The organism is Phaeobacter sp. QD34_24 (assembly GCF_028890115.1).
Taxonomy (GTDB): domain Bacteria; phylum Pseudomonadota; class Alphaproteobacteria; order Rhodobacterales; family Rhodobacteraceae; genus Phycobacter.
The window spans coordinates 106,084-124,402 of sequence record NZ_JARCJD010000005.1 but is presented as its reverse complement, the minus strand read 5'-3'; the positions used below and the strand labels follow the sequence as shown (position 1 = coordinate 124,402).

Here is an 18,319-nt window from a genome sequence, read left to right as displayed (position 1 = left end):
AGCGACGGGCGGGAGCGCGACCGGTCGGGACGCATGACAGGTCAGATCACGGAACAGATCAGATGGCTGAGCTGTGGCCTGCTTTGCTCAAGGTATAGGCATCCAGACTGCGCGCGATCATCCGGGTCAGCGGTCTGGCGCGCTCGGGGATGTACAGGCCCTCGGGTGACAGGTCGACCATGCCGGGAAAGGCGCGCAGGGTTCCTTTCAGCATCTCCTGAAGCTGTTCCATGGAAATGGAAAACCGGCGCAGGATCTCTGTCGCATCGATTCGAAAATCGCACATCAGCGCTTCGATCAGCCGCCCGCGCAGCCTGTCCTCTCCCTGAAATGCATGTCCGCGGCGGGTGGAAAACCGCCCAGTGCCGATCGCCTTGGCATGATCCGCGGTGCCAATGGCGTTTTGGGCATAGCCTTGCGGAAAGCGAGAGATGGCGGAGGCTCCGATCCCGATCAGGACCTCGGCGGTATCGTCTGTGTAGCCCTGGAAGTTCCGGCGCAAACGGCCCTGATTTTGGGCTGTCACCAAGCGGTCCTCTGGTCTTGCGAAATGATCGATGCCGATGCCACGATAGCCGTCCCACAGGAACAGGCGGCGGGCGGTGTCAAACAGCTCCAGGCGTGCTTCGGGCGTGGGCAGCGTCTTTGACGGAATCATGGTCTGGCGTCGTGCCATCCACGGTACATGGGCATATCCGTAGAGCGAGATCCGAGCCGGGGAGAGCGACAGCAGTTTCTGCACGGATTCGGTCATCTGCTCCGGTGTCTGATGCGGCAGGCCAAACAGGATATCGGCATTGATGCTGTGGATACCCCGGGCAGAGAGCATCTCGAAACAGCTATGGGTCGCTTCAAAACTCTGGTGACGACCGATGGCTGCTTGCACCTCGGCATCAAAGTCTTGCACCCCGACCGAGGCCCGGTTCATGCCGACGTCAGCCAATGCATCCAATCGTTCTTCATCGCATTCGTTGGGGTCAATCTCGACCGAGAACTCGCCCCCGGGGATCAGCGGCGCGAGGTCGAATTGCGCCTCGGCAAGGGCGCGGATCATATCCGCCGACAAGAGCGTCGGCGTGCCGCCGCCCCAATGGATCTGCGACAGGCGCACCCCCTGCGGCAGTCTGGATTTCACCAGGGCGAGTTCGGTTTTGAGCGTTTCCACATAGGCCTGGACCGGCGCATCCGATTGGCTGCCCTGGGTGCGGCAGGCGCAGAACCAGCACAGTCTGCGGCAGAATGGCACATGGATGTAGAGGGAGATCTCACTGTTCGGGGCAATCCCGCCGATCCAGTCAGCAAACACAGGGGCATCGATCCCCCCGTTGAAATGGGGCGCAGTCGGGTAGCTGGTATAGCGTGGCACCTTGGCATCGAATAATCCCAAGCTTGCCAATTGTGATTTCTGTCCCATCGCTTTAACCTAGCTGTCAGTAGCGAACAGAAACTTTGACCCAGATCAATCGAGATCCGCCATGAATGCTCCGACGATTTCAGCAGTTACTTGCGGTGATTGCCCTATCCGCCATCGCGCCGTGTGTGCGCGTTGCGATACGGATGAGCTGAACGAATTGGACGCGATCAAGTATTACCGGACCTATGAGGCGGGCCAGCCGATCATCTGGTCGGGCGATGTGATGAACTTTGTCGGTTCTGTCGTGTCAGGCATTGCGACGCTGACCCAGACGATGGAAGATGGCCGTACGCAGATGGTCGGCCTGCTGCTGCCCAGCGATTTCGTGGGGCGCCCGGGGCGCGATGGTGCTGCCTATAATGTGGTGGCCACCACCGAGGTGGTCATGTGCTGTTTCCGCAAGAAACCTTTCGAGGATCTGATGGTGCGCACGCCGCATATTGCCCATCGTCTTCTTGAAATGACCCTGGATGAACTGGACGCCGCACGGGAATGGATGCTGGTCCTGGGGCGCAAGACCGCCCGCGAAAAGATCGCCAGCCTGTTGTCGATCATCGCCCGTCGCGATGCATCGCTGACCCCCAAGGGTGCGACCAACAACATGTCCTTCGATCTGCCGCTGACGCGGGAGGCGATGGCGGATTACTTGGGTCTGACCCTGGAAACCGTGAGCCGCCAGATGTCGGCCTTGAAGAAGGACGGCGTGATCGAGCTGGAAGGTAAGCGGCGGGTGACGATTCCCGACATGGGCCGCCTGATGGAAGAGGCGGGCGATGACAGCGACGGTGGCCTGATCGGCTAAGCGCCTCGATTCGCGGCGTTGGGTCTTTCTACGACGGTGCCTCATCGCGTGCGCTGTGCCTCAGCCAGTTCGCAACCTCTTTGACCGCCGCTGACGTGCGCCCCGGCAGGTGCCACAGGCGCAAAGGCACCGGCAGTGTGACCTGCGCTTCAAAGGGGGCAACAAGACGGCCGGAGCGCAGCAATGGTGCCAAAAGCGCCTCATGCCCGATCAAGACCCCCGCGCCATTCAGCGCCTCTTCCACTGCCAGCGCGTAAAGGGAGTAGACCGGCCCACCTGGTGTGACCCGCCCGGTCAGACCGGCCGCAGCAAGCCAATGTGACCAGTCCCTGTCCCAGGTGCTGTCGCTGAGACAGGAAATTGTATTCAGGTCTTCGGGGCAAGTCAGCCGTTTCGCCAGCTCCGGGGCGCAGACCGGGAATATCACGTCCTGCTGCACGGGCTGCCCGTGTATGTCAGCAAAGAAGAGGCATAGATCGTAGGGTGCCCGCTTCAGGTTCGGCGGTGTTTCCAGCGCGGTGATCGATATGGCCGTATTGGGCATCGCCTTGCGCAGCTGCGGCAGGCGCGGCGAGAGCCAGAATTGCGCGATGGCGGGCAGGGTGGCGATATGCACCACGCGCGGGGCGGCCTCGTCCCGCAGTGTCTGGACCGCGGCGCCAAGCTGGTCAAAGGCCCTGGTGAACTGGGGCAGGGCACGGGCGCCGGGGGCGGTCAGCTCCACCGCCTTGGGGCGGCGATGAAAGAGCGGTGCGCCGATGGCCTCTTCCAGGGTTTTCACATGCGCCGAGACGGCACCGGGACTGAAGCCTAGCTCTTCAGCAGCGGCGGAAAAACTGCCCAGCCGGGCGGCGGCTTCAAAGGCGCGCAGGCTCGTGAGCGGAAGAGACTTGGGGCGAGGTGGTGCAACGGGCATGTCAAAGGCTCAGATTTTCTAACCCTAGTTTTTCGAAAATCTGGTTTGCACGCAAGCAGAGCCTTGGGCTTTGGTTGCAGGGACAGACATTTGCACAAGGATCCCTGCCATGACCGACAGAGCCACCGCCGCCCTTGCACCGCGCCCCTGGGTGCCAGCCGCCTGTGAAACCCTTGTACAGCAGATCGCCGGTCAGACGGTCGGCACCGCCACGGATACCCTGGCAAGCCGGATCGATATGCTGGTCCGGCGCAACACCGAGATCCACGATGCGGAGTGCTTCAACCTCAACCCGGCGACCAATGTGATGAACCCGGCGGCAGAGGCGCTCCTGTCCTCGGGGCTCGGCAGCCGCCCATCGCTGGGCTACCCCGGCGACAAGTATGAGATGGGCCTGGAGGCGATTGAAGAGATCGAGGTGATCGCCGCCGAACTGGCTGCAGAGGTGTTTCAGGCGTCCTATGCCGAAGTCCGGGTGGGGTCCGGGGCGCTGGCCAACCTCTATGGATTCATGGCGTTGACGCAGCCGGGGGATGCGATCATTGCGCCGCCCGCTGCGGTGGGCGGCCATGTGACCCATCACCAGGCAGGCTGTGCCGGGCTCTATGGGCTTGTTACCCATCCGGCACCGGTGCACGGCGATGGTTATACGGTTGACCTTGATGCCCTACGCGCCCTGGCGCAGGAGGTGAGGCCCAAGCTGATCACCATTGGCGGCAGCCTCAATCTGTTCCCGCACCCGGTCGCCGACATCCGTGCCATCGCGGATGAGGTGGGCGCCAAGGTGCTGTTCGACGCGGCCCATCAATGCGGAATCATCGCGGGGGGCGTCTGGGCGAACCCGCTGCAGGAAGGCGCGCATCTGATGACCATGAGCACCTACAAAAGCCTCGGTGGCCCCGCAGGTGGGTTGATCGTCAGCAATGATGCCGAGATCGCCGAGCGGCTGGATGCCATCGCCTTTCCGGGGATGACAGCCAATTTCGACGCGGCCAAGACGGCGGCCCTGGCGATGAGCCTGCTCGATTGGGTGGACTATGGCCGGGATTATGCCACGGCGATGATTGACCTGTCGCAGAGCCTTTCGGTTGAGCTGGAGCGGTTGGGGTTGCCGGTTTTCAAGGGCGCGGCAGGGGCCACGCAATCGCATCAGTTCGCGCTGGAAGCGGCGCGTTTCGGTGGCGGTCAGGCGGCCTCCAAGACCCTGCGCAAGGCGGGATTCCTGGCCTGCGGCATCGGCCTTCCGATTGCAGAGGTTCCAGGCGATCTCAATGGGTTGCGCATCGGGACGCCGGAACTGGTGCGCCGTGGTGTGACCCCCGCCGATGCACCGGAGCTGGCGGCGTTGATCGCACAAGGATTGACCGGCAACGACCCCGAGGCGGTGGCCACTCGAACCCGTGCCATGCGCGCCCGGTTCCAGGGGATGCACTATGTGCGCGCCTGAGAACCGGTAGGGTGACGGCACGCGCTTTGCCCGCTAGGCTGCACTGAGCAAGAGAGGGAATGCGATGCAGTTCGAAAGCGTGATGGGAATGCTGATCATCGGCGCCCTGGCGGGGTGGTTGTCGGGAAAGATCATGCAGGGGCGCGGATTCGGTCTGATCGGCAATGTCATCATCGGGATCGTCGGCGCTTTTCTGGCCGGGCTGATCTTCCCGGCGCTTGGCTTCTCTGTCGGTGGCGGCGCCTTGGCGTCCATCCTGCATGCCACCATCGGAGCCGTGATCCTGCTGTTCCTGATCGGCTTGATCCGCAAGGCGGGCTAAGCCGTTTCCATCAAATGAAAAAGGCGCCCACATATGGGGCGCCTTTTGTCATGGAAATGGGCAATGCACTCAGTGCGCCATGAAGACGGGTACGGTTGCCTTTTCCAGCATATTGCGGGTGGCGCCGCCCAGGATCGCCTCGCGGAAGCGCGAATGGCCATAGGCGCCCATCACGATCATGTCAGCAGCGGTGTCCGTGGCATGACGATTGAGGATGTCCGACACGCGCGGCATGGTCTTGCTCAGAACGTCAATTTCGCATTTGACGCCATGGCGGGCCAGCATCTGCGCCAGCATGCCGCCGGGATCCGAGCGTTCGGGGCCGTGCTGTGGTGGGTCGATGACAATGATCCGCGCGGTGTCGGCCTTGGTCAGGAAAGGCAGGGCCTTGCGGATTGCGGTCATCGCCTCGATGCTTTCGTTCCAGGCCAGAAGAACGGTCTTGGGCTGGGTGATCGGCTCGGCCTTTTCCGGGACGACGAGAACCGGCGTGCGGCCTTCGAACAGGGCGGCCTCGACCACCGGCTCGGCTTCGGCCCCGATGCCTTCGCCATAGGGTTTGCCCAGCACCACCAGATCCGAGAACCGCGCGTGGCGGGCCACATGGCGGCCCAGATCGGCGATCGGGGCAATCGCGACATCGGTGGAAAACGGCGCGCCCAGTTGCTGCAGGACGCCGGTGGCATGGGACTGAAGCTCGGCGGCTTCTTCCTGTGCCCGCACCATGGCCTCCTGGATGATCATGGCATTGGCGCCGGCATAGTAATAGCCGGTCTGGGTCCGGTCGACGCCAAGACAGAGGGCTTCGGTATGGCCGGAGAAATGATCGGCCAGCGCCGCGGCCTGGGCCAGCGGCGCGGCGGCGGTGTTCTTGTCGGTCAGAACGGTCAATAGCGTTTTATAGGTCATGCTTCGCCCCTTTTCGCCGCTTGGTGGAAATAGCGCAAAAACTCCAAGCGGACGCGCGTTTCATTGGTTGTGCTAAAAATGATGTGTCACAGTTGTTTCGCGATTGTCTTGATGCAGATCAATGCGTGGATCAGGCACGTTTTGCATCACAAACCCGGTCTAAAAAGGTCCCGCGTGGCGGAAGAATCGCGCGGTACATGTTAAAGGGACGCAAGATGTCTAATTATATCAAGCTGATAGCGCTTGGTCTCGTCACGCTCTTTGCGATGATGGGGATCAATTTCGCGCGGGATCTAGCTTACCAGGTGCATGCCATCATTGTCATGCTCGTGGCGGGCGGTCTTTTCCTCTACACCCTTCGCCGCACCGACGAGCCAGCACTGGCCGCGGGCGGTCTGGAACACGAGTATTTTGACAGCGTCGTGCGCGCCGGTGTCATTGCCACCGCCTTCTGGGGTGTCGTGGGCTTTCTGGCGGGCACGTTCATTGCCTTCCAGCTGGCCTTCCCGGTGCTGAACTTCGACTGGGCGCAGGGCTTTGCCAACTTCGGTCGCCTGCGTCCGCTGCACACCTCGGCGGTGATCTTCGCCTTTGGCGGCAACGCGCTGCTGGCGACATCCTTCTACGTGGTGCAGCGTACCTCGGCGGCGCGGCTGTGGGGTGGAAACCTCGCCTGGTTCGTGTTCTGGGGCTATCAGCTGTTCATCGTTCTGGCCGCGACCGGCTACCTGCTGGGCGGGACCCAGTCCAAGGAATACGCCGAGCCGGAATGGTACGTCGACCTGTGGCTGACCATCGTTTGGGTCGCTTATCTTGCCGTCTTCCTCGGCACGCTGATCAAGCGTAAGGAGCCGCATATCTACGTGGCGAACTGGTTCTACCTGGCCTTCATCGTCACCGTTGCCATGCTGCATGTGGTCAACAACCTGACCATCCCGGTTTCCATCTGGGGTTCCAAGTCGGTCATCGTCTGGCCGGGTGTGCAGGATGCGATGGTGCAATGGTGGTATGGCCACAATGCCGTGGGCTTCTTCCTGACCGCGGGCTTCCTCGGCATGATGTACTACTTCATCCCAAAACAGGCCGAACGCCCGGTGTTCTCCTACAAGCTGTCGATCATCCACTTCTGGGCGCTGATCTTCATCTACATCTGGGCCGGTCCGCACCACCTGCACTACACCGCGCTGCCTGACTGGGCCTCGACCCTTGGCATGGTGTTCTCGATCGTGCTGTGGATGCCCTCCTGGGGTGGTATGATCAACGGTCTGATGACGCTTTCGGGCGCCTGGGACAAGCTGCGCACGGACCCTGTGATCCGCATGATGGTGATCTCGGTCGGTTTCTACGGCATGTCCACCTTCGAAGGTCCGATGATGTCGATCCGCGCCGTGAACTCCCTGTCGCACTACACCGACTGGACCATTGGTCACGTGCACTCCGGTGCGCTGGGCTGGAACGGTATGATCACCTTCGGTGCGCTCTACTTCCTGGTTCCGGTACTGTGGAAGCGCGAGCGTCTCTACTCGCTGCAGATGGTCAGCTGGCACTTCTGGCTCGCCACCATCGGTATCGTGCTCTACGCCGCGTCCATGTGGGTGACCGGTATCATGGAAGGCCTGATGTGGCGTGAAGTGGATGCGAACGGGTTCCTGGTGAACTCCTTTGCCGACACCGTTGCCGCCAAGCTTCCGATGTATGTGGTGCGTGGTCTGGGTGGTGTGCTCTACGTCACCGGTGCCGTCATCATGTGCTACAACCTTTGGATGACCGTCCGTCGGGCCCCGGCTAAAGAAGCCAGCCTGTCGGTCTCGGTCCCGGCTGAATAAGGAGGGCCGGACAAATGGCAATTCTCGACAAACATAAGATCCTCGAGACCAACGCGACCCTCCTTCTGGTGTGTAGTTTCCTGGTTGTGACCATCGGTGGTCTGGTGCAGATCGCACCGCTGTTCTGGCTGGAAAACACCATCGAAGAGGTGGAGGGCATGCGCCCCTACACCCCGCTGGAGATGGCCGGACGCGAGATCTACATCCGTGAAGGCTGCTATGTGTGCCACAGCCAGATGATCCGCCCCATGCGGGACGAGGTCGAACGCTATGGTCACTACTCGCTGGCGGCAGAGTCCATGTATGACCACCCGTTCCAGTGGGGGTCCAAACGCACCGGGCCGGATCTGGCCCGTGTGGGTGGCCGCTACTCGGACGAGTGGCACGTGGATCACCTGCGTGACCCGCAGTCGGTGGTGCCGGAATCGGTGATGCCCAAATATGGCTTCCTCGAGCGGACCATGCTGGATGGCAAATACATCGGCGATATCATGGCCACCAACGCCATTCTGGGTGTGCCCTACACCGACGAGATGGTCGAAGCGGCCCAGGCAGACTTTGCCGCACAGGCGGATCCTGACAGCGATTACGACGGTCTGCTGGAGCGCTACGGCGAGGACATCAACGTGCGCAACTTTGATGGTCAGCCGGGTGTTTCCGAAGCGGATGCCCTGATCGCCTACCTGCAGATGCTGGGGACCTTGGTCGACTTCTCGACCTTCACCCCGGATGCAAGCCGCTAAGGTCGGAGGAGGATATGGAAGAATATACTTTCCTGCGGCAGTTCGCAGACAGCTGGATGCTGCTGATGCTGTTCGCCTTCTTCATTGGGGTTGTTGTCTGGGTGTTTCGCCCGGGCAGCAGCCGGGTCTACCGCGACACGGCCGATATCCCTTTCCGTCACGATGACAAACCCGCCCCTGCACAGGGTCAAGCCAAGGAGGCGCGGACATGAGTAAGAAATCGCAGAAGTTCGACAGCGATCCGAACACCACCGGCCACGAGTGGGACGGGATCGAGGAATTCGACAACCCGATGCCGCGCTGGTGGCTCTGGACCTTCTACCTGACCATCATCTGGGGCATCGGCTATACCATCGCCTATCCGGCCTGGCCGATGATCAACTCGGCCACCGCCGGGGTTCTGGGCTGGTCGACCCGCGCCGATGTCGCGGCGGAAATCGCAGCCGTTGACGAGGCAAACGCCCCGGTCAACGCCAAGCTGGTCGAGACCGAGCTGACCGAGATTTCGGCAGATGCGGACCTGAACTCCTATGCCGTGTCGGCGGGCTCCGCCGTGTTCAAGACCTGGTGCGCCCAGTGTCACGGTTCGGGTGCGGCGGGTGCCAAGGGATATCCCAACCTCTTGGACGATGACTGGCTTTGGGGTGGTTCGGTGGAGGACATCCACGCAACCGTCGCCCATGGTATCCGCAACGAGGACAGCGACGAAGCGCGCTACTCCGAGATGCCTGCCTTTGGCCGGGACGAGCTGCTGGAAGCCGAAGAGATCGACCAGGTCGTGAACTTCGTCATGTCGCTCTCGGGTGAGGCGCAGGATGCCTCCAAGGTCGAAGCCGGTGCCGTGTTGTTCGAGGACAACTGCTCCTCCTGCCACATGGAAGACGGCACGGGTGATCGCGCCCAGGGCGCTCCGAACCTGGCCGATGCGATCTGGCTCTATGGTGGTGACTACGCAGCACTGACCGAGACGGTCACCAATTCGCGCTATGGCGTGATGCCTGCCTGGAACACCCGGTTGAGCGAAGCGGAAATCCGCGCCGTCTCCGCCTATGTGCACCAGCTGGGTGGCGGTGAGTAAATCACCTCTGGCCACTTTATGATTGCCAATGAGGGCTGCCCGCTGGGCGGCCCTCTTTCTATTTGGGGCAGCTAACGGGGGCTACGGCACCTTTGTTGCTCAGAAGGATGGCCGTGAGGATCAGCGCACAAGCGACGCCTTGCGGCAGAGTGATCCGTTCCTCGAAGGCAAGGACACCGACCGCGAACATGGTGGGCAGCTCAATGCTGCCGATCACCGCAGTGCGGGCAGCGCCAACGAGTGGAGCGCAGGTTGCATAGATCAGTTGCGGCACCAGGGCGGTTCCAATGGCAATGCCTAGCAACAGCATCCAGCCAGCCCCGTCCTGTGGGAACAGTCGGGCGCTCTCGGTGCCGAGAACCAAGGGCAGCAGCCCGAGAACGGATCCAAGGGACACCGCCGCGATTCGTGCCAGCGGAGGCAGGGCGGTCAGGCGATAGACCAGAACCGTGATGCCCAGACCAAACCCCAAAGGTGCGGCAAGGGACAGGATCAGGAGCGGTATCACCGCAACGGGAACTGCGCCGGGGCGGCTGGCCAAGACCGCCGCCGCAACGATCAGGGCAGCAGCACCCACCGCCCGCAAGGAGGGGCGATCGCGAAACAGCAGCCAGGCAATGAGCAGGGTGAACACCGGGTAGGTCATATATAGCACCCCGACCACCGATACCGGCGCGCTGCGCAGGGCGGTGACATATCCGATCCAGCCCAGACCCATCGCGGCGCCAGCCCCCATCCCCCACAGGATTGCCCGCATCTTCGCCCGTTGCGCGATCAGCAGCGGGGACAGGATCAGGGCCGCAAGCGTGAATCGGTGAAAGGCGATGACATGGGAGGGCATGCCCTGATCGCTGAGGCTGCGCGCGAAATAGGGCAGCAGGCCAAAGCAAAAGGAGGCAAAGAACACGCCGAGTCCGGCAAGAAAAACCGGAGGTGTCCCGGCACGATGATCGGAAAACGGGGAGCCCATGTCTTGGCGATATCACCGCATGGCTCAGCGGACAAGAAATCGGGGGCACAGCCCCGGTGGCAGGGGCGGCGGATCGCATGAAAATCACGCAAACCCATGGTCGAAGGCGCGCATTTTTCGTGCCGATTTGATCCGTGTCAAATCCATCTGCGGCAGCCTGTGCTTATATGATCTCAACACAGAGATAGATCCGGCAGGCCTCTGAAACACCTCGTTCCTGCTCTTCTGCCGGGTCTTTTTCATCCCGTTCGCGCCGACGTGCTGGCAAGACGGGTTCAAGCGTCGGCTTTTCGATCTGTTCGCGCGTTTCCTGAAAAGCCGACGCTTCTTTTTTCAAATGTTTTGCGGATCGATGCAGCGGATCTGCCCGGCAGGGCGGCGGCTCAGGCGTTTGAGCCGGGCTTTCAGCCTGCCCAGGCCTGTCTTTGGCACCGGCAGCGGGCGTGCCGCCGCAGGCATCTCCCGCAGGCAGATGGTGTTTTGGCGGGTCGCAGTGATCATGGCGCGGGCGTAGATATCGGTCAGCATGGCGATGTCTCCTGGGTTTGGTACTGGCGTCCATGTTGCGCCAAACCGGGATTCATGCGAGTCAGGAAAAAAGCCATTATGTAAGGTGAGATTACAAATGGAGTGGATCTCTCTGCCACCATTGGCCGCGCTCAGGGCCTTTTCAGCCTTTGCCGAAACCGGAAATGTGGTGAAGGCGGGGGCGGCGCTCAATGTTAGCCATGCTGCCATTAGCCAGCAGTTGCGCGCGCTCGAACGCCACATGGGCGTGGCGCTTCTGGAACGCAATGGGCGTGGCCTCAGCTTGACGCAGGACGGGGCCCATCTGGCTCGCGGGCTGCAGCTGGGCTTCAGCACGATCCAGACCGCGGTTCAGGATCTCACCACCTCTGGCGCGGCGCGGCCGCTTCATATCACCTGCACGCCGATGTTTGCGGCGCAATGGCTGATGCCGCGCCTGGCCGAGTTCCGCGCCCTGCATCCGGATGTGGATCTGGTTCTGGATCCGGTGGGTGAGCTGGTCGAACTGACACCGGGCGGGATCGATATCGCGGTGCGATACGGGGCAGGGCAGTGGGCCGGGCTTGAGACCGAGCCCCTGCTGCAGTCGCCCATGACCGTGGTTGCGGCTCCGCATCTGCTGGAAGGGCAGCGGGTTTCATCGCCTCAGGATCTGCTGGATTTTCCCTGGCTGGAGGAGCTTGGCACCACGGAAGCCACCAAATGGCTGACCTCGCGCGGCGTGGACGACGCTCTGCGCGGATCCCGGATCCGCCTGCCTGGAAACCTGTTGATGGAGGCGGTGCGCGACGGGCAGGGCATTGCGGTCAGCGTGCAGGCCTTCGTCGCGGAAGACCTGCGCGCCGGGCGGCTGGAAGCTCTGTTCACCGAAGAGGATTCGCGCGGCTATCATATTGCGACCGTGCCAGGCGTCCTGCGTCCGCAGGCGCGCAAGTTCATTTCCTGGCTCAGACGGCATCGTCAGCTGCCCGAGGGCGGCGGGCTTTGAGTTTTCACAGATGTGTGAACGGGGGACTTCCGTTGGGTTAGGTCTGCAAAACAAGGGAAATTGCGCATTCAAAAGATATTTGCTCGATACGCTTTTTGATCCACGTCAAGGCTGTGGCATGCTGCTTCTGTGAGAACCCCAAGGATAAGATCCAAGTTAGTGGAGTGAGTCCGTGAGCGATTCCGATCCCGCCCCAAGCCTTTACGCCGCCAGGGAGCCGATTTTTCCAAGGCGCGTCTCCGGTTTTTTCCGAAATCTCAAATGGTATCTGATGGCCGTGATGCTCGGCATCTATTACCTGACGCCCTGGATCCGCTGGGACCGGGGGCCATCGCTGCCGGATCAGGCGGTCCTGCTGGATCTGGCCAACCGTCGGTTCTACTTCTTCTGGATCGAGATCTGGCCTCATGAATTCTATTTTGTGGCTGGCCTTCTGATCATGGCCGGCCTTGGGCTGTTTCTGTTTACCTCGGCTCTGGGCCGGGTCTGGTGCGGCTATGCCTGTCCGCAGACGGTCTGGACCGACCTGTTCATCCTGGTCGAGCGCTGGATCGAAGGCGACCGCAACGCGCGCCTGCGCCTGCATCGCCAGAAGAAGATGGATTTCCGCAAGGCCCGGCTGCGGGTCACCAAATGGGTCTCCTGGTTCCTGATCGGTCTGGCCACGGGCGGTGCCTGGATTTTCTACTTTGCCGATGCGCCGACTCTGCTGGTTGACCTGGTGACGCTGAACGCCCATCCGATCGCCTATACCACCATGCTGGTGCTGACGCTGACCACCTTCTTCTTCGGCGGGTTCGCGCGCGAGCAGATCTGCATCTATGCCTGCCCCTGGCCGCGTATTCAGGCCGCGATGATGGATGAGGACACGCTGACCGTCGGTTACCGCGAATGGCGCGGAGAGCCGCGCGGCAAGCACCGCAAATCCGCCGAGGCCGAGCAGTTGGGCGATTGCATCGATTGCATGGCCTGCGTCAACGTCTGCCCCGTGGGGATCGACATCCGCGACGGGCAGCAGCTGGAATGCATCACCTGCGCCCTGTGTATCGATGCCTGCGATGACATGATGGCCAAGATCGGCAAGCCGCGCGGGCTGATCGATTACATGGCCCTGTCGGACGAGGCGGGCGAACGTGCGGGGCAACCGCCGCGCAGCGTCTGGAAACACATCCTGCGGCCGCGCACCATCATGTATACCGCGCTGTGGTCGGTGGTCGGCATTGCGCTGGTCTTTGCGCTGTTCATCCGCCCCGACATCGACCTGACGGTGGCGCCGGTGCGCAACCCGACCTTTGTCACCCTGTCGGACGGGTCGGTCCGCAATACCTATGATGTGCGTCTGCGCAACAAACACGGTGAGCCGCGCCAATTCCAGCTGTCGATCAAGGGCGAGCCGGAAATGCGCATCCAGCTGGAAGGCACACCCTATGCCTCGGTCGAGGTGCCTGCGGATACCGCCTTCCTGCAGCGGGTCTATATCGTTACGCCGAAAGGCGCGCCGTCCTCCCTAGCCGAATCCACCCCGGTCCGGATCTGGGTCGAAGACCTGGGCAACGGCGAGCGCGCCTATAAGGACACCACCTTCAACGGGAAAGGAAACTGAACCATGGCCCCGGATAAACCCCAGCGTGAGTTCACAGGCCGCCATGCGTTGATGGTCTTCGTCGGCGCCTTTGCGGTGATCATCAGCGTCAATATCGCGCTGGCGGTGAATGCGGTAAAAACCTTTCCGGGGCTGGAGGTGAAGAACTCCTATGTTGCCAGCCAGGAGTTCGACATTCGCCGGGCCGCGCAAGAGGCCCTGGGCTGGTCGGTCTATGCCTCTGCCCAAGAGGGGGTGGTGAAGCTCGAGATCACCGACCGGGAGGGCAAGCCCGTGGAGGTCGCCAAGCTGACCGCGACCCTGGGGCGCGCAACCCATGTGAAGGACGATCAGAAACCCGATTTCCAGTTCGACGGGCAAGCCTATGTGGCACCTGCCGATCTGGGGGCGGGTAACTGGAATATCCGCATGGTGGCGCGGGCCAAGAACGGCACCGAGTTCACCCAGCGGGTCCTGCTGCATGTAACCAAGGGGTAAGAGGCGATGACCGCTCAGATGCGCCCTCAGATGGCGGTATGCCCGGGCTGTGTCGCCGCCCCATCCGAGGCTGTGGAACAGGCCCCGACAGAGGCGCGTCTGGCGCTGTCCCTGCCCACGATCCACTGTCAGGCCTGCATTTCGGCGGTGGAACGGGCGCTCAATGCCTATCCCGGAATCCACTCGGCGCGGGTGAACCTGACGCTGAAACGGGCGTTGATCGAGGCCGAGCCGGATCTGCGTGCCGCCGATCTGATCCCGGTACTTGAAGGCCTTGGCTATGAGGCCCATGAGCTGGACCTGACAGCCTTGGCGGCCACCCATAACGACAAGGCGGGGCGGGACCTGTTGATGCGGCTGGCGGTTGCCGGATTTGCCTCGATGAATGTGATGCTCTTGTCGATCTCGGTCTGGTCCGGGGCGTCGGATGCGACGCGGGACATGTTCCACTGGATCTCGGCGGCGATCACCTTCCCGGCGATCATCTTTTCCGCGCAACCGTTCTTCAAGAACGCCTGGAGCGCCTTGAAGGTCGGGCGGCTCAACATGGACGTGCCGATCGTGCTGGCGCTGGTTCTGGCGCTGGTGACCTCCCTGTGGGAGACGTCATTGTCGGGCGAGCACGCCTATTTCGATGCGGCGCTGACGCTGACCTTCTTTCTTCTGGCCGGGCGCTACCTTGATTACCGCACCCGCGCGGTGGCGCGCTCTGCGGCGCAGGAACTGGCCGCGTTGGAAGTCCCCCGCGCCACGCGCCTGCTGGATGGGCAGGAATATGAGGTGCCGGTGGCAGATCTGGCAATTGGCGATCTGATCCTGGTGCGCCCCGGCGGGCGCATGCCGATGGATGGCGAGGTCACCGAGGGGCATTCCGAGCTCGACCGTTCCCTTTTGACCGGTGAGACCCTGCCGGTATTCGCAGCCCCCGGTACGGCGGTGTCTGCAGGTGAGGTGAACCTGACCGGCCCTCTGACCATCCGCGCCACAGCGGTAGGAGAGGAAACCTCGCTGCACCGTATGGCCGATCTGGTGGCCATCGCGGAATCGGGCCGCTCACGTTATACCTCGCTGGCTGACAGCGCCGCGAAGCTTTATGCGCCGGGGGTGCATATCCTGTCGGCACTCGCCTTTGTGGGCTGGTATCTCTACACCTTCGATGTGCGCACCGCGCTCAATATCGCGGCGGCGGTGCTGATCATCACCTGCCCCTGTGCACTGGGCCTGGCTGTGCCGGCGGTGACCACGGCGGCTTCGGGACGGTTGTTCAAGAAGGGCATGTTGATCAAGCATTCCACGGCGCTGGAGCGCCTGGCCGGTGTCGATACCGTGGTCTTTGACAAGACCGGGACGCTGACTGCCGGAACGCCACAGCTGGTCAGCCTGGATGAGATGGCCCGCAGCGATCTGGAGATCGCCCTGGCCCTGGCGACGCCGTCGTCGCACCCCTTGTCGGTCGCGCTGGTGCGTGCCGCCCGCGAGGCGGGGATTTCGCCCGCTGATGTCACAGACCTGCGCGAGGTTCCGGGCTATGGCACCGAAGGTCTGTATCAGGGCCGCCGGGTGCGCCTGGGGCGTGCCGCCTGGGTGGGGGCTGCGCAGGGCAGCCAGACCACGGCTTGGCTCGATACCGGAGAGGGCAGCAAACCGCGTGGCTTCCGCTTTACCGATGCGCTGCGTCCCGGTGCCGCCGAGGCCGTGCGGGCGCTGCAGGCGGCGGGCAAGGAGGTGCTGCTGATTTCGGGCGACACCACCGGCGCGGTGGAGGCCCTGGCGAACCGTCTTGGCATTGAAAAATGGGTGGCCGAAGCCCTGCCCGAGGATAAGGCTGCGCGCATTCAGATGCTGGCTGACCAGGGCAAGAAGGTGCTGATGGTCGGTGACGGTCTGAACGACACCGCAGCCCTGGCGGCGGCGCATGTGTCGATCTCTCCGGCCTCGGCCCTGGATGCGGCTCGCGTCGCCTCGGACATTGTTCTGTTGGGGCAGGATCTGGAGCCCATTGCCGAGGCCTGCGGTGTTGCCGGTCAGGCGATCCGCCGCATTCGCGAGAACTTCCGCCTGGCGACGCTTTACAACGTAATCGCGGTGCCCCTGGCGGTGGCGGGGCTGGCAACCCCCTTGATCGCGGCACTGGCGATGTCTAGCTCTTCCATTACCGTATCGCTGAACGCGCTGCGGCTGAAATCCTGATCCGAAAGGCCCGCCGCATGAGTGTTCTCTCTTACCTGATCCCGATCTCGCTGATCCTGGGCGGGGCGGCGCTTGTGGCCTTCATCTACACGGTACGCTCAAATCAGTATGACGATCCCGAAGGCGATGCCCGCCGGATCCTGAGCGATGAATGGGATGACCACCCGAAACCTTGAAACGGGTCGCAGGTCAGGGACAGGGTCGCCTGTAATTTTGAAGCCTGTTCAAAATAATTCCTGTGACCGGGAATAAAGTCATCTCAGATCCGTAGGTGTTGTGTCTGCAGCTTGGCAGGCTTCAACACCTCGGAGAGATCATGTCACTGAAATCAATCGCCCTGGCCAGCATCGCGCTGGTCGTCACTGCCGTCTCCGCTCATGCTGACGGTCATGTTTCCCAACCCGCCGTGACCGGAAAGTTCAACGGTGAGACCTATCTGATGGATGCGCAGAGCATGACGCTCTACACGTTCGACAAGGACCAAAAGAACGTCTCCAACTGTTACGACGACTGTGCAACCAAATGGCCGCCCCTGTTTGGTGAGGCGGGAATGGAGCTGCCGAAAGGCTATAGCGTGATCGCGCGCAAGGATGGCTCCACGCAGGTGGTCTACAAGGGGCAGCCGCTCTATCTGTGGTTCAAGGACCAGAACCCCGGCGATATGACCGGCGATGGAGTCAAAGGCGTCTGGCATATCGCGCGCCCTTGAGCAAAGGTACCGGGGATGGGCAACGCGCATCCCCGGCTTTTCATGATGACCTCGTCTTTTGACATACAGCTTGAAAACTGCCTGCCCGATCTTTGGCGCTACGCCTGGTCGCTGACGCGGGATCGCGACGCGGCTGATGATCTGGTCCAGGACTGCATTGAGCGGGCGCTGCGCAAGCGCCTGCTGTGGTTTCCGGGGCGGCCTTTGAAGCCATGGCTGACCAAAATCCTTCTCAATATCTACCGGGATCAATGGCGCCGCGAGACACGGTACAGATCGGTCGATCTCGATCAGGTCGGTGATCTGGCCGCAGTCACCGGCAGCCCCGAGGAACGACTGGAAATCAAGGCGATCTGGAAATCCCTTGAGACGGTTCCGCAGGCCCAGAAAGAGGCTTTGCTGGCCGTTGTCGTGGGTGGATTGAGCTATGAAGAAGCCGCCGCCGCACTGGGCATTCCCAGGGGGACGTTGATGTCGCGGATTTCTCGTGCCCGCGCTAAAATCAAAATCGAAATGGATACGTCGCCGAAGACCAAGATCAGGAGCGTGAAATGACTCTGGAAACCTCGATAGAAGAGTTGATCCAGCGTAGCATTGACGGCGAGCTTTCGCAGGACGAGCGGGATCATCTGATGCGGCATTTGATGTCGCACCCTGACGACGCGGCCTTGCACGACAGGTTGCAGCGGCAGACGGCACTGATCGACCAATCGGTTCCTGTGCCCTCGGCTGCTCACCTTTTGGCCTTGCGCAAGCGAAAGGGCGCCGGGCCAGGCCCCATCTTTAGAATTGCCGCTTCCATTGTGATCTTTGCTGTCGGGCTTGGGGCTGGAGCCGTGCTGCCGCTGAAACCCGGCGGTGAGGAAAAAGATCTGACCGCCTTTGCCCTGCAGGCAAAGGCGGCGCATGCGCTATATGTCAGTGAAGTGCTGCATCCGGTTGAAGTGGCAGCCTCTGAAAAGGACCACTTGCAGACCTGGCTTTCAAACCGGCTTGGTGCTGCCATTATCGCGCCTGAGCTTGGCGAGAGCGGCTATTCTCTGATTGGCGGCCGGCTTTTGCCTGCGGGGGATCGTGCATCTGCCCTGTTCATGTATGAGAATGAAAAAGGGGATCGGCTCAGTCTCCTCGCCACCCATGGGGAGACGGTGCAAAGCCAATCCTTCCGCTTTCAGCAAGAGGACGGGTTTCTCATAGTCTACTGGCAGGACGGGCCGTGGCAGTATTCGCTGATCGGTGATGCGCCGCGCGAACCGATGGGCGCGATTGCCCATTCAATTCATGGGCAACTCATTTAGGGTTGGGTTTGTCCTGATCGCGGCACGTCTACAGCGCTCTGTCTTTGACCGGAAACAACAAGCGATACGAATGCCCTGCCACAGGCATGGCAGGGTATT

Annotated in this window: 21 protein-coding genes; 15 read left to right on the top strand and 6 right to left on the bottom strand. The window is 61.9% G+C overall.

Annotated features, from left to right (window positions below; translation table 11 throughout):
* Positions 1–58: 58 nt before the first annotated feature.
* The gene (gene hemN, locus PXK07_RS05615; RefSeq protein WP_274847222.1) at positions 59–1,414 is read right to left on the bottom strand and encodes an oxygen-independent coproporphyrinogen III oxidase; all 1,356 of its coding nucleotides are present in this window, start codon (positions 1,412–1,414) and stop codon (positions 59–61) included.
* A 61-nt stretch (positions 1,415–1,475) separates the two neighbouring features.
* On the opposite strand from hemN, the gene fnrL reads away from it, so the two are divergent.
* Positions 1,476–2,216 carry a transcriptional regulator FnrL gene (fnrL, locus tag PXK07_RS05610; protein ID WP_274847221.1) on the top strand — a complete coding sequence of 247 codons (741 nt, stop codon included), beginning with the start codon at positions 1,476–1,478 and terminating at the stop codon, positions 2,214–2,216.
* A gap of 28 nt (positions 2,217–2,244) precedes the next feature.
* Here the strand turns inward: fnrL and PXK07_RS05605 are convergent, their stop codons facing one another.
* Complete coding sequence (locus tag PXK07_RS05605) at positions 2,245–3,132, bottom strand: LysR family transcriptional regulator (protein ID WP_274847220.1); 888 nt, start codon at positions 3,130–3,132, stop codon at positions 2,245–2,247.
* A gap of 109 nt (positions 3,133–3,241) precedes the next feature.
* Here PXK07_RS05605 and PXK07_RS05600 point away from each other — a divergent pair, with 109 nt between their 5' ends.
* Both PXK07_RS05600 and PXK07_RS05595 read left to right on the top strand, forming a co-directional pair.
* Positions 3,242–4,579, top strand: coding sequence for a serine hydroxymethyltransferase (locus tag PXK07_RS05600; protein WP_274847219.1), 1,338 nt, complete (start codon positions 3,242–3,244; stop codon positions 4,577–4,579).
* 64 nt (positions 4,580–4,643) lie between these two features.
* Complete coding sequence (locus PXK07_RS05595) at positions 4,644–4,901, top strand: GlsB/YeaQ/YmgE family stress response membrane protein (protein ID WP_274847218.1); 258 nt, start codon at positions 4,644–4,646, stop codon at positions 4,899–4,901.
* Between the two features lie 69 nt (positions 4,902–4,970).
* Here the strand turns inward: PXK07_RS05595 and PXK07_RS05590 are convergent, their stop codons facing one another.
* Positions 4,971–5,810 (bottom strand): universal stress protein, encoded by an 840-nt coding sequence (locus PXK07_RS05590; protein WP_274847217.1) that lies wholly within the window; start codon positions 5,808–5,810, stop codon positions 4,971–4,973.
* Positions 5,811–6,025: 215 nt separating this feature from the next.
* Between PXK07_RS05590 and ccoN the strand changes: the two genes are divergently transcribed.
* Genes ccoN through ccoP form a run of 4 tightly spaced genes read left to right on the top strand, consistent with a single transcriptional unit; the run spans position 6,026 to position 9,457 of the window.
* On the top strand, positions 6,026–7,636 hold the full coding sequence (gene ccoN / locus PXK07_RS05585) for a cytochrome-c oxidase, cbb3-type subunit I (RefSeq protein ID WP_274847216.1): 1,611 nt from the start codon (positions 6,026–6,028) through the stop codon (positions 7,634–7,636).
* A 14-nt stretch (positions 7,637–7,650) separates the two neighbouring features.
* A complete protein-coding gene (gene ccoO, locus PXK07_RS05580) occupies positions 7,651–8,379 on the top strand; it encodes a cytochrome-c oxidase, cbb3-type subunit II (protein WP_274847215.1) in 729 nt (242 codons plus the stop codon).
* A 14-nt stretch (positions 8,380–8,393) separates the two neighbouring features.
* Positions 8,394–8,591, top strand: a complete 198-nt coding sequence (locus tag PXK07_RS05575) for a cbb3-type cytochrome oxidase subunit 3 (RefSeq protein ID WP_274847214.1) — start codon at positions 8,394–8,396, stop codon at positions 8,589–8,591.
* Complete coding sequence (ccoP, locus tag PXK07_RS05570; RefSeq protein WP_274847213.1) at positions 8,588–9,457, top strand: cytochrome-c oxidase, cbb3-type subunit III; 870 nt, start codon at positions 8,588–8,590, stop codon at positions 9,455–9,457. Before PXK07_RS05575 ends, ccoP begins: the two co-directional genes overlap by 4 nt.
* A 58-nt stretch (positions 9,458–9,515) precedes the next feature.
* On the opposite strand, the gene PXK07_RS05565 is transcribed toward ccoP, so the two are convergent.
* From PXK07_RS05565 to PXK07_RS05555, 3 genes are all read right to left on the bottom strand, one after another.
* On the bottom strand, positions 9,516–10,364 hold the full coding sequence (locus PXK07_RS05565) for a DMT family transporter (RefSeq protein WP_274847212.1): 849 nt from the start codon (positions 10,362–10,364) through the stop codon (positions 9,516–9,518).
* A gap of 226 nt (positions 10,365–10,590) precedes the next feature.
* Entirely contained in the window at positions 10,591–10,764 is a 174-nt protein-coding gene (locus tag PXK07_RS05560) for a hypothetical protein (RefSeq protein ID WP_274847211.1), read from the bottom strand.
* Positions 10,761–10,955, bottom strand: a complete 195-nt coding sequence (locus PXK07_RS05555) for a hypothetical protein (protein WP_274847210.1) — start codon at positions 10,953–10,955, stop codon at positions 10,761–10,763. The genes PXK07_RS05560 and PXK07_RS05555 overlap by 4 nt, the downstream gene beginning before the upstream one ends.
* Positions 10,956–11,052: 97 nt before the next feature.
* Here PXK07_RS05555 and PXK07_RS05550 point away from each other — a divergent pair, with 97 nt between their 5' ends.
* The 8 genes from PXK07_RS05550 (at position 11,053) to PXK07_RS05515 (ending at position 18,220) form a co-directional block, all read left to right on the top strand.
* The gene (locus PXK07_RS05550; RefSeq protein ID WP_274847209.1) at positions 11,053–11,943 is read left to right on the top strand and encodes a LysR family transcriptional regulator; all 891 of its coding nucleotides are present in this window, start codon (positions 11,053–11,055) and stop codon (positions 11,941–11,943) included.
* A gap of 172 nt (positions 11,944–12,115) precedes the next feature.
* Entirely contained in the window at positions 12,116–13,546 is a 1,431-nt protein-coding gene (ccoG, locus tag PXK07_RS05545; protein WP_274847208.1) for a cytochrome c oxidase accessory protein CcoG, read from the top strand.
* A 3-nt stretch (positions 13,547–13,549) separates the two neighbouring features.
* Positions 13,550–14,023 (top strand): FixH family protein, encoded by a 474-nt coding sequence (locus PXK07_RS05540; protein WP_274847207.1) that lies wholly within the window; start codon positions 13,550–13,552, stop codon positions 14,021–14,023.
* Between the two features lie 6 nt (positions 14,024–14,029).
* A complete protein-coding gene (locus PXK07_RS05535) occupies positions 14,030–16,213 on the top strand; it encodes a heavy metal translocating P-type ATPase (RefSeq protein WP_274847206.1) in 2,184 nt (727 codons plus the stop codon).
* Positions 16,214–16,230: 17 nt separating this feature from the next.
* A complete protein-coding gene (gene ccoS, locus PXK07_RS05530; RefSeq protein ID WP_065271273.1) occupies positions 16,231–16,389 on the top strand; it encodes a cbb3-type cytochrome oxidase assembly protein CcoS in 159 nt (52 codons plus the stop codon).
* Between the two features lie 140 nt (positions 16,390–16,529).
* Positions 16,530–16,922, top strand: coding sequence for a COG4315 family predicted lipoprotein (locus PXK07_RS05525; RefSeq protein WP_274847205.1), 393 nt, complete (start codon positions 16,530–16,532; stop codon positions 16,920–16,922).
* 15 nt (positions 16,923–16,937) lie between these two features.
* The gene (locus PXK07_RS05520) at positions 16,938–17,477 is read left to right on the top strand and encodes an RNA polymerase sigma factor (RefSeq protein ID WP_274847204.1); all 540 of its coding nucleotides are present in this window, start codon (positions 16,938–16,940) and stop codon (positions 17,475–17,477) included.
* Positions 17,474–18,220 carry an anti-sigma factor family protein gene (locus PXK07_RS05515; protein WP_274847203.1) on the top strand — a complete coding sequence of 249 codons (747 nt, stop codon included), beginning with the start codon at positions 17,474–17,476 and terminating at the stop codon, positions 18,218–18,220. The genes PXK07_RS05520 and PXK07_RS05515 overlap by 4 nt, the downstream gene beginning before the upstream one ends.
* Positions 18,221–18,319: the final 99 nt, after the last annotated feature.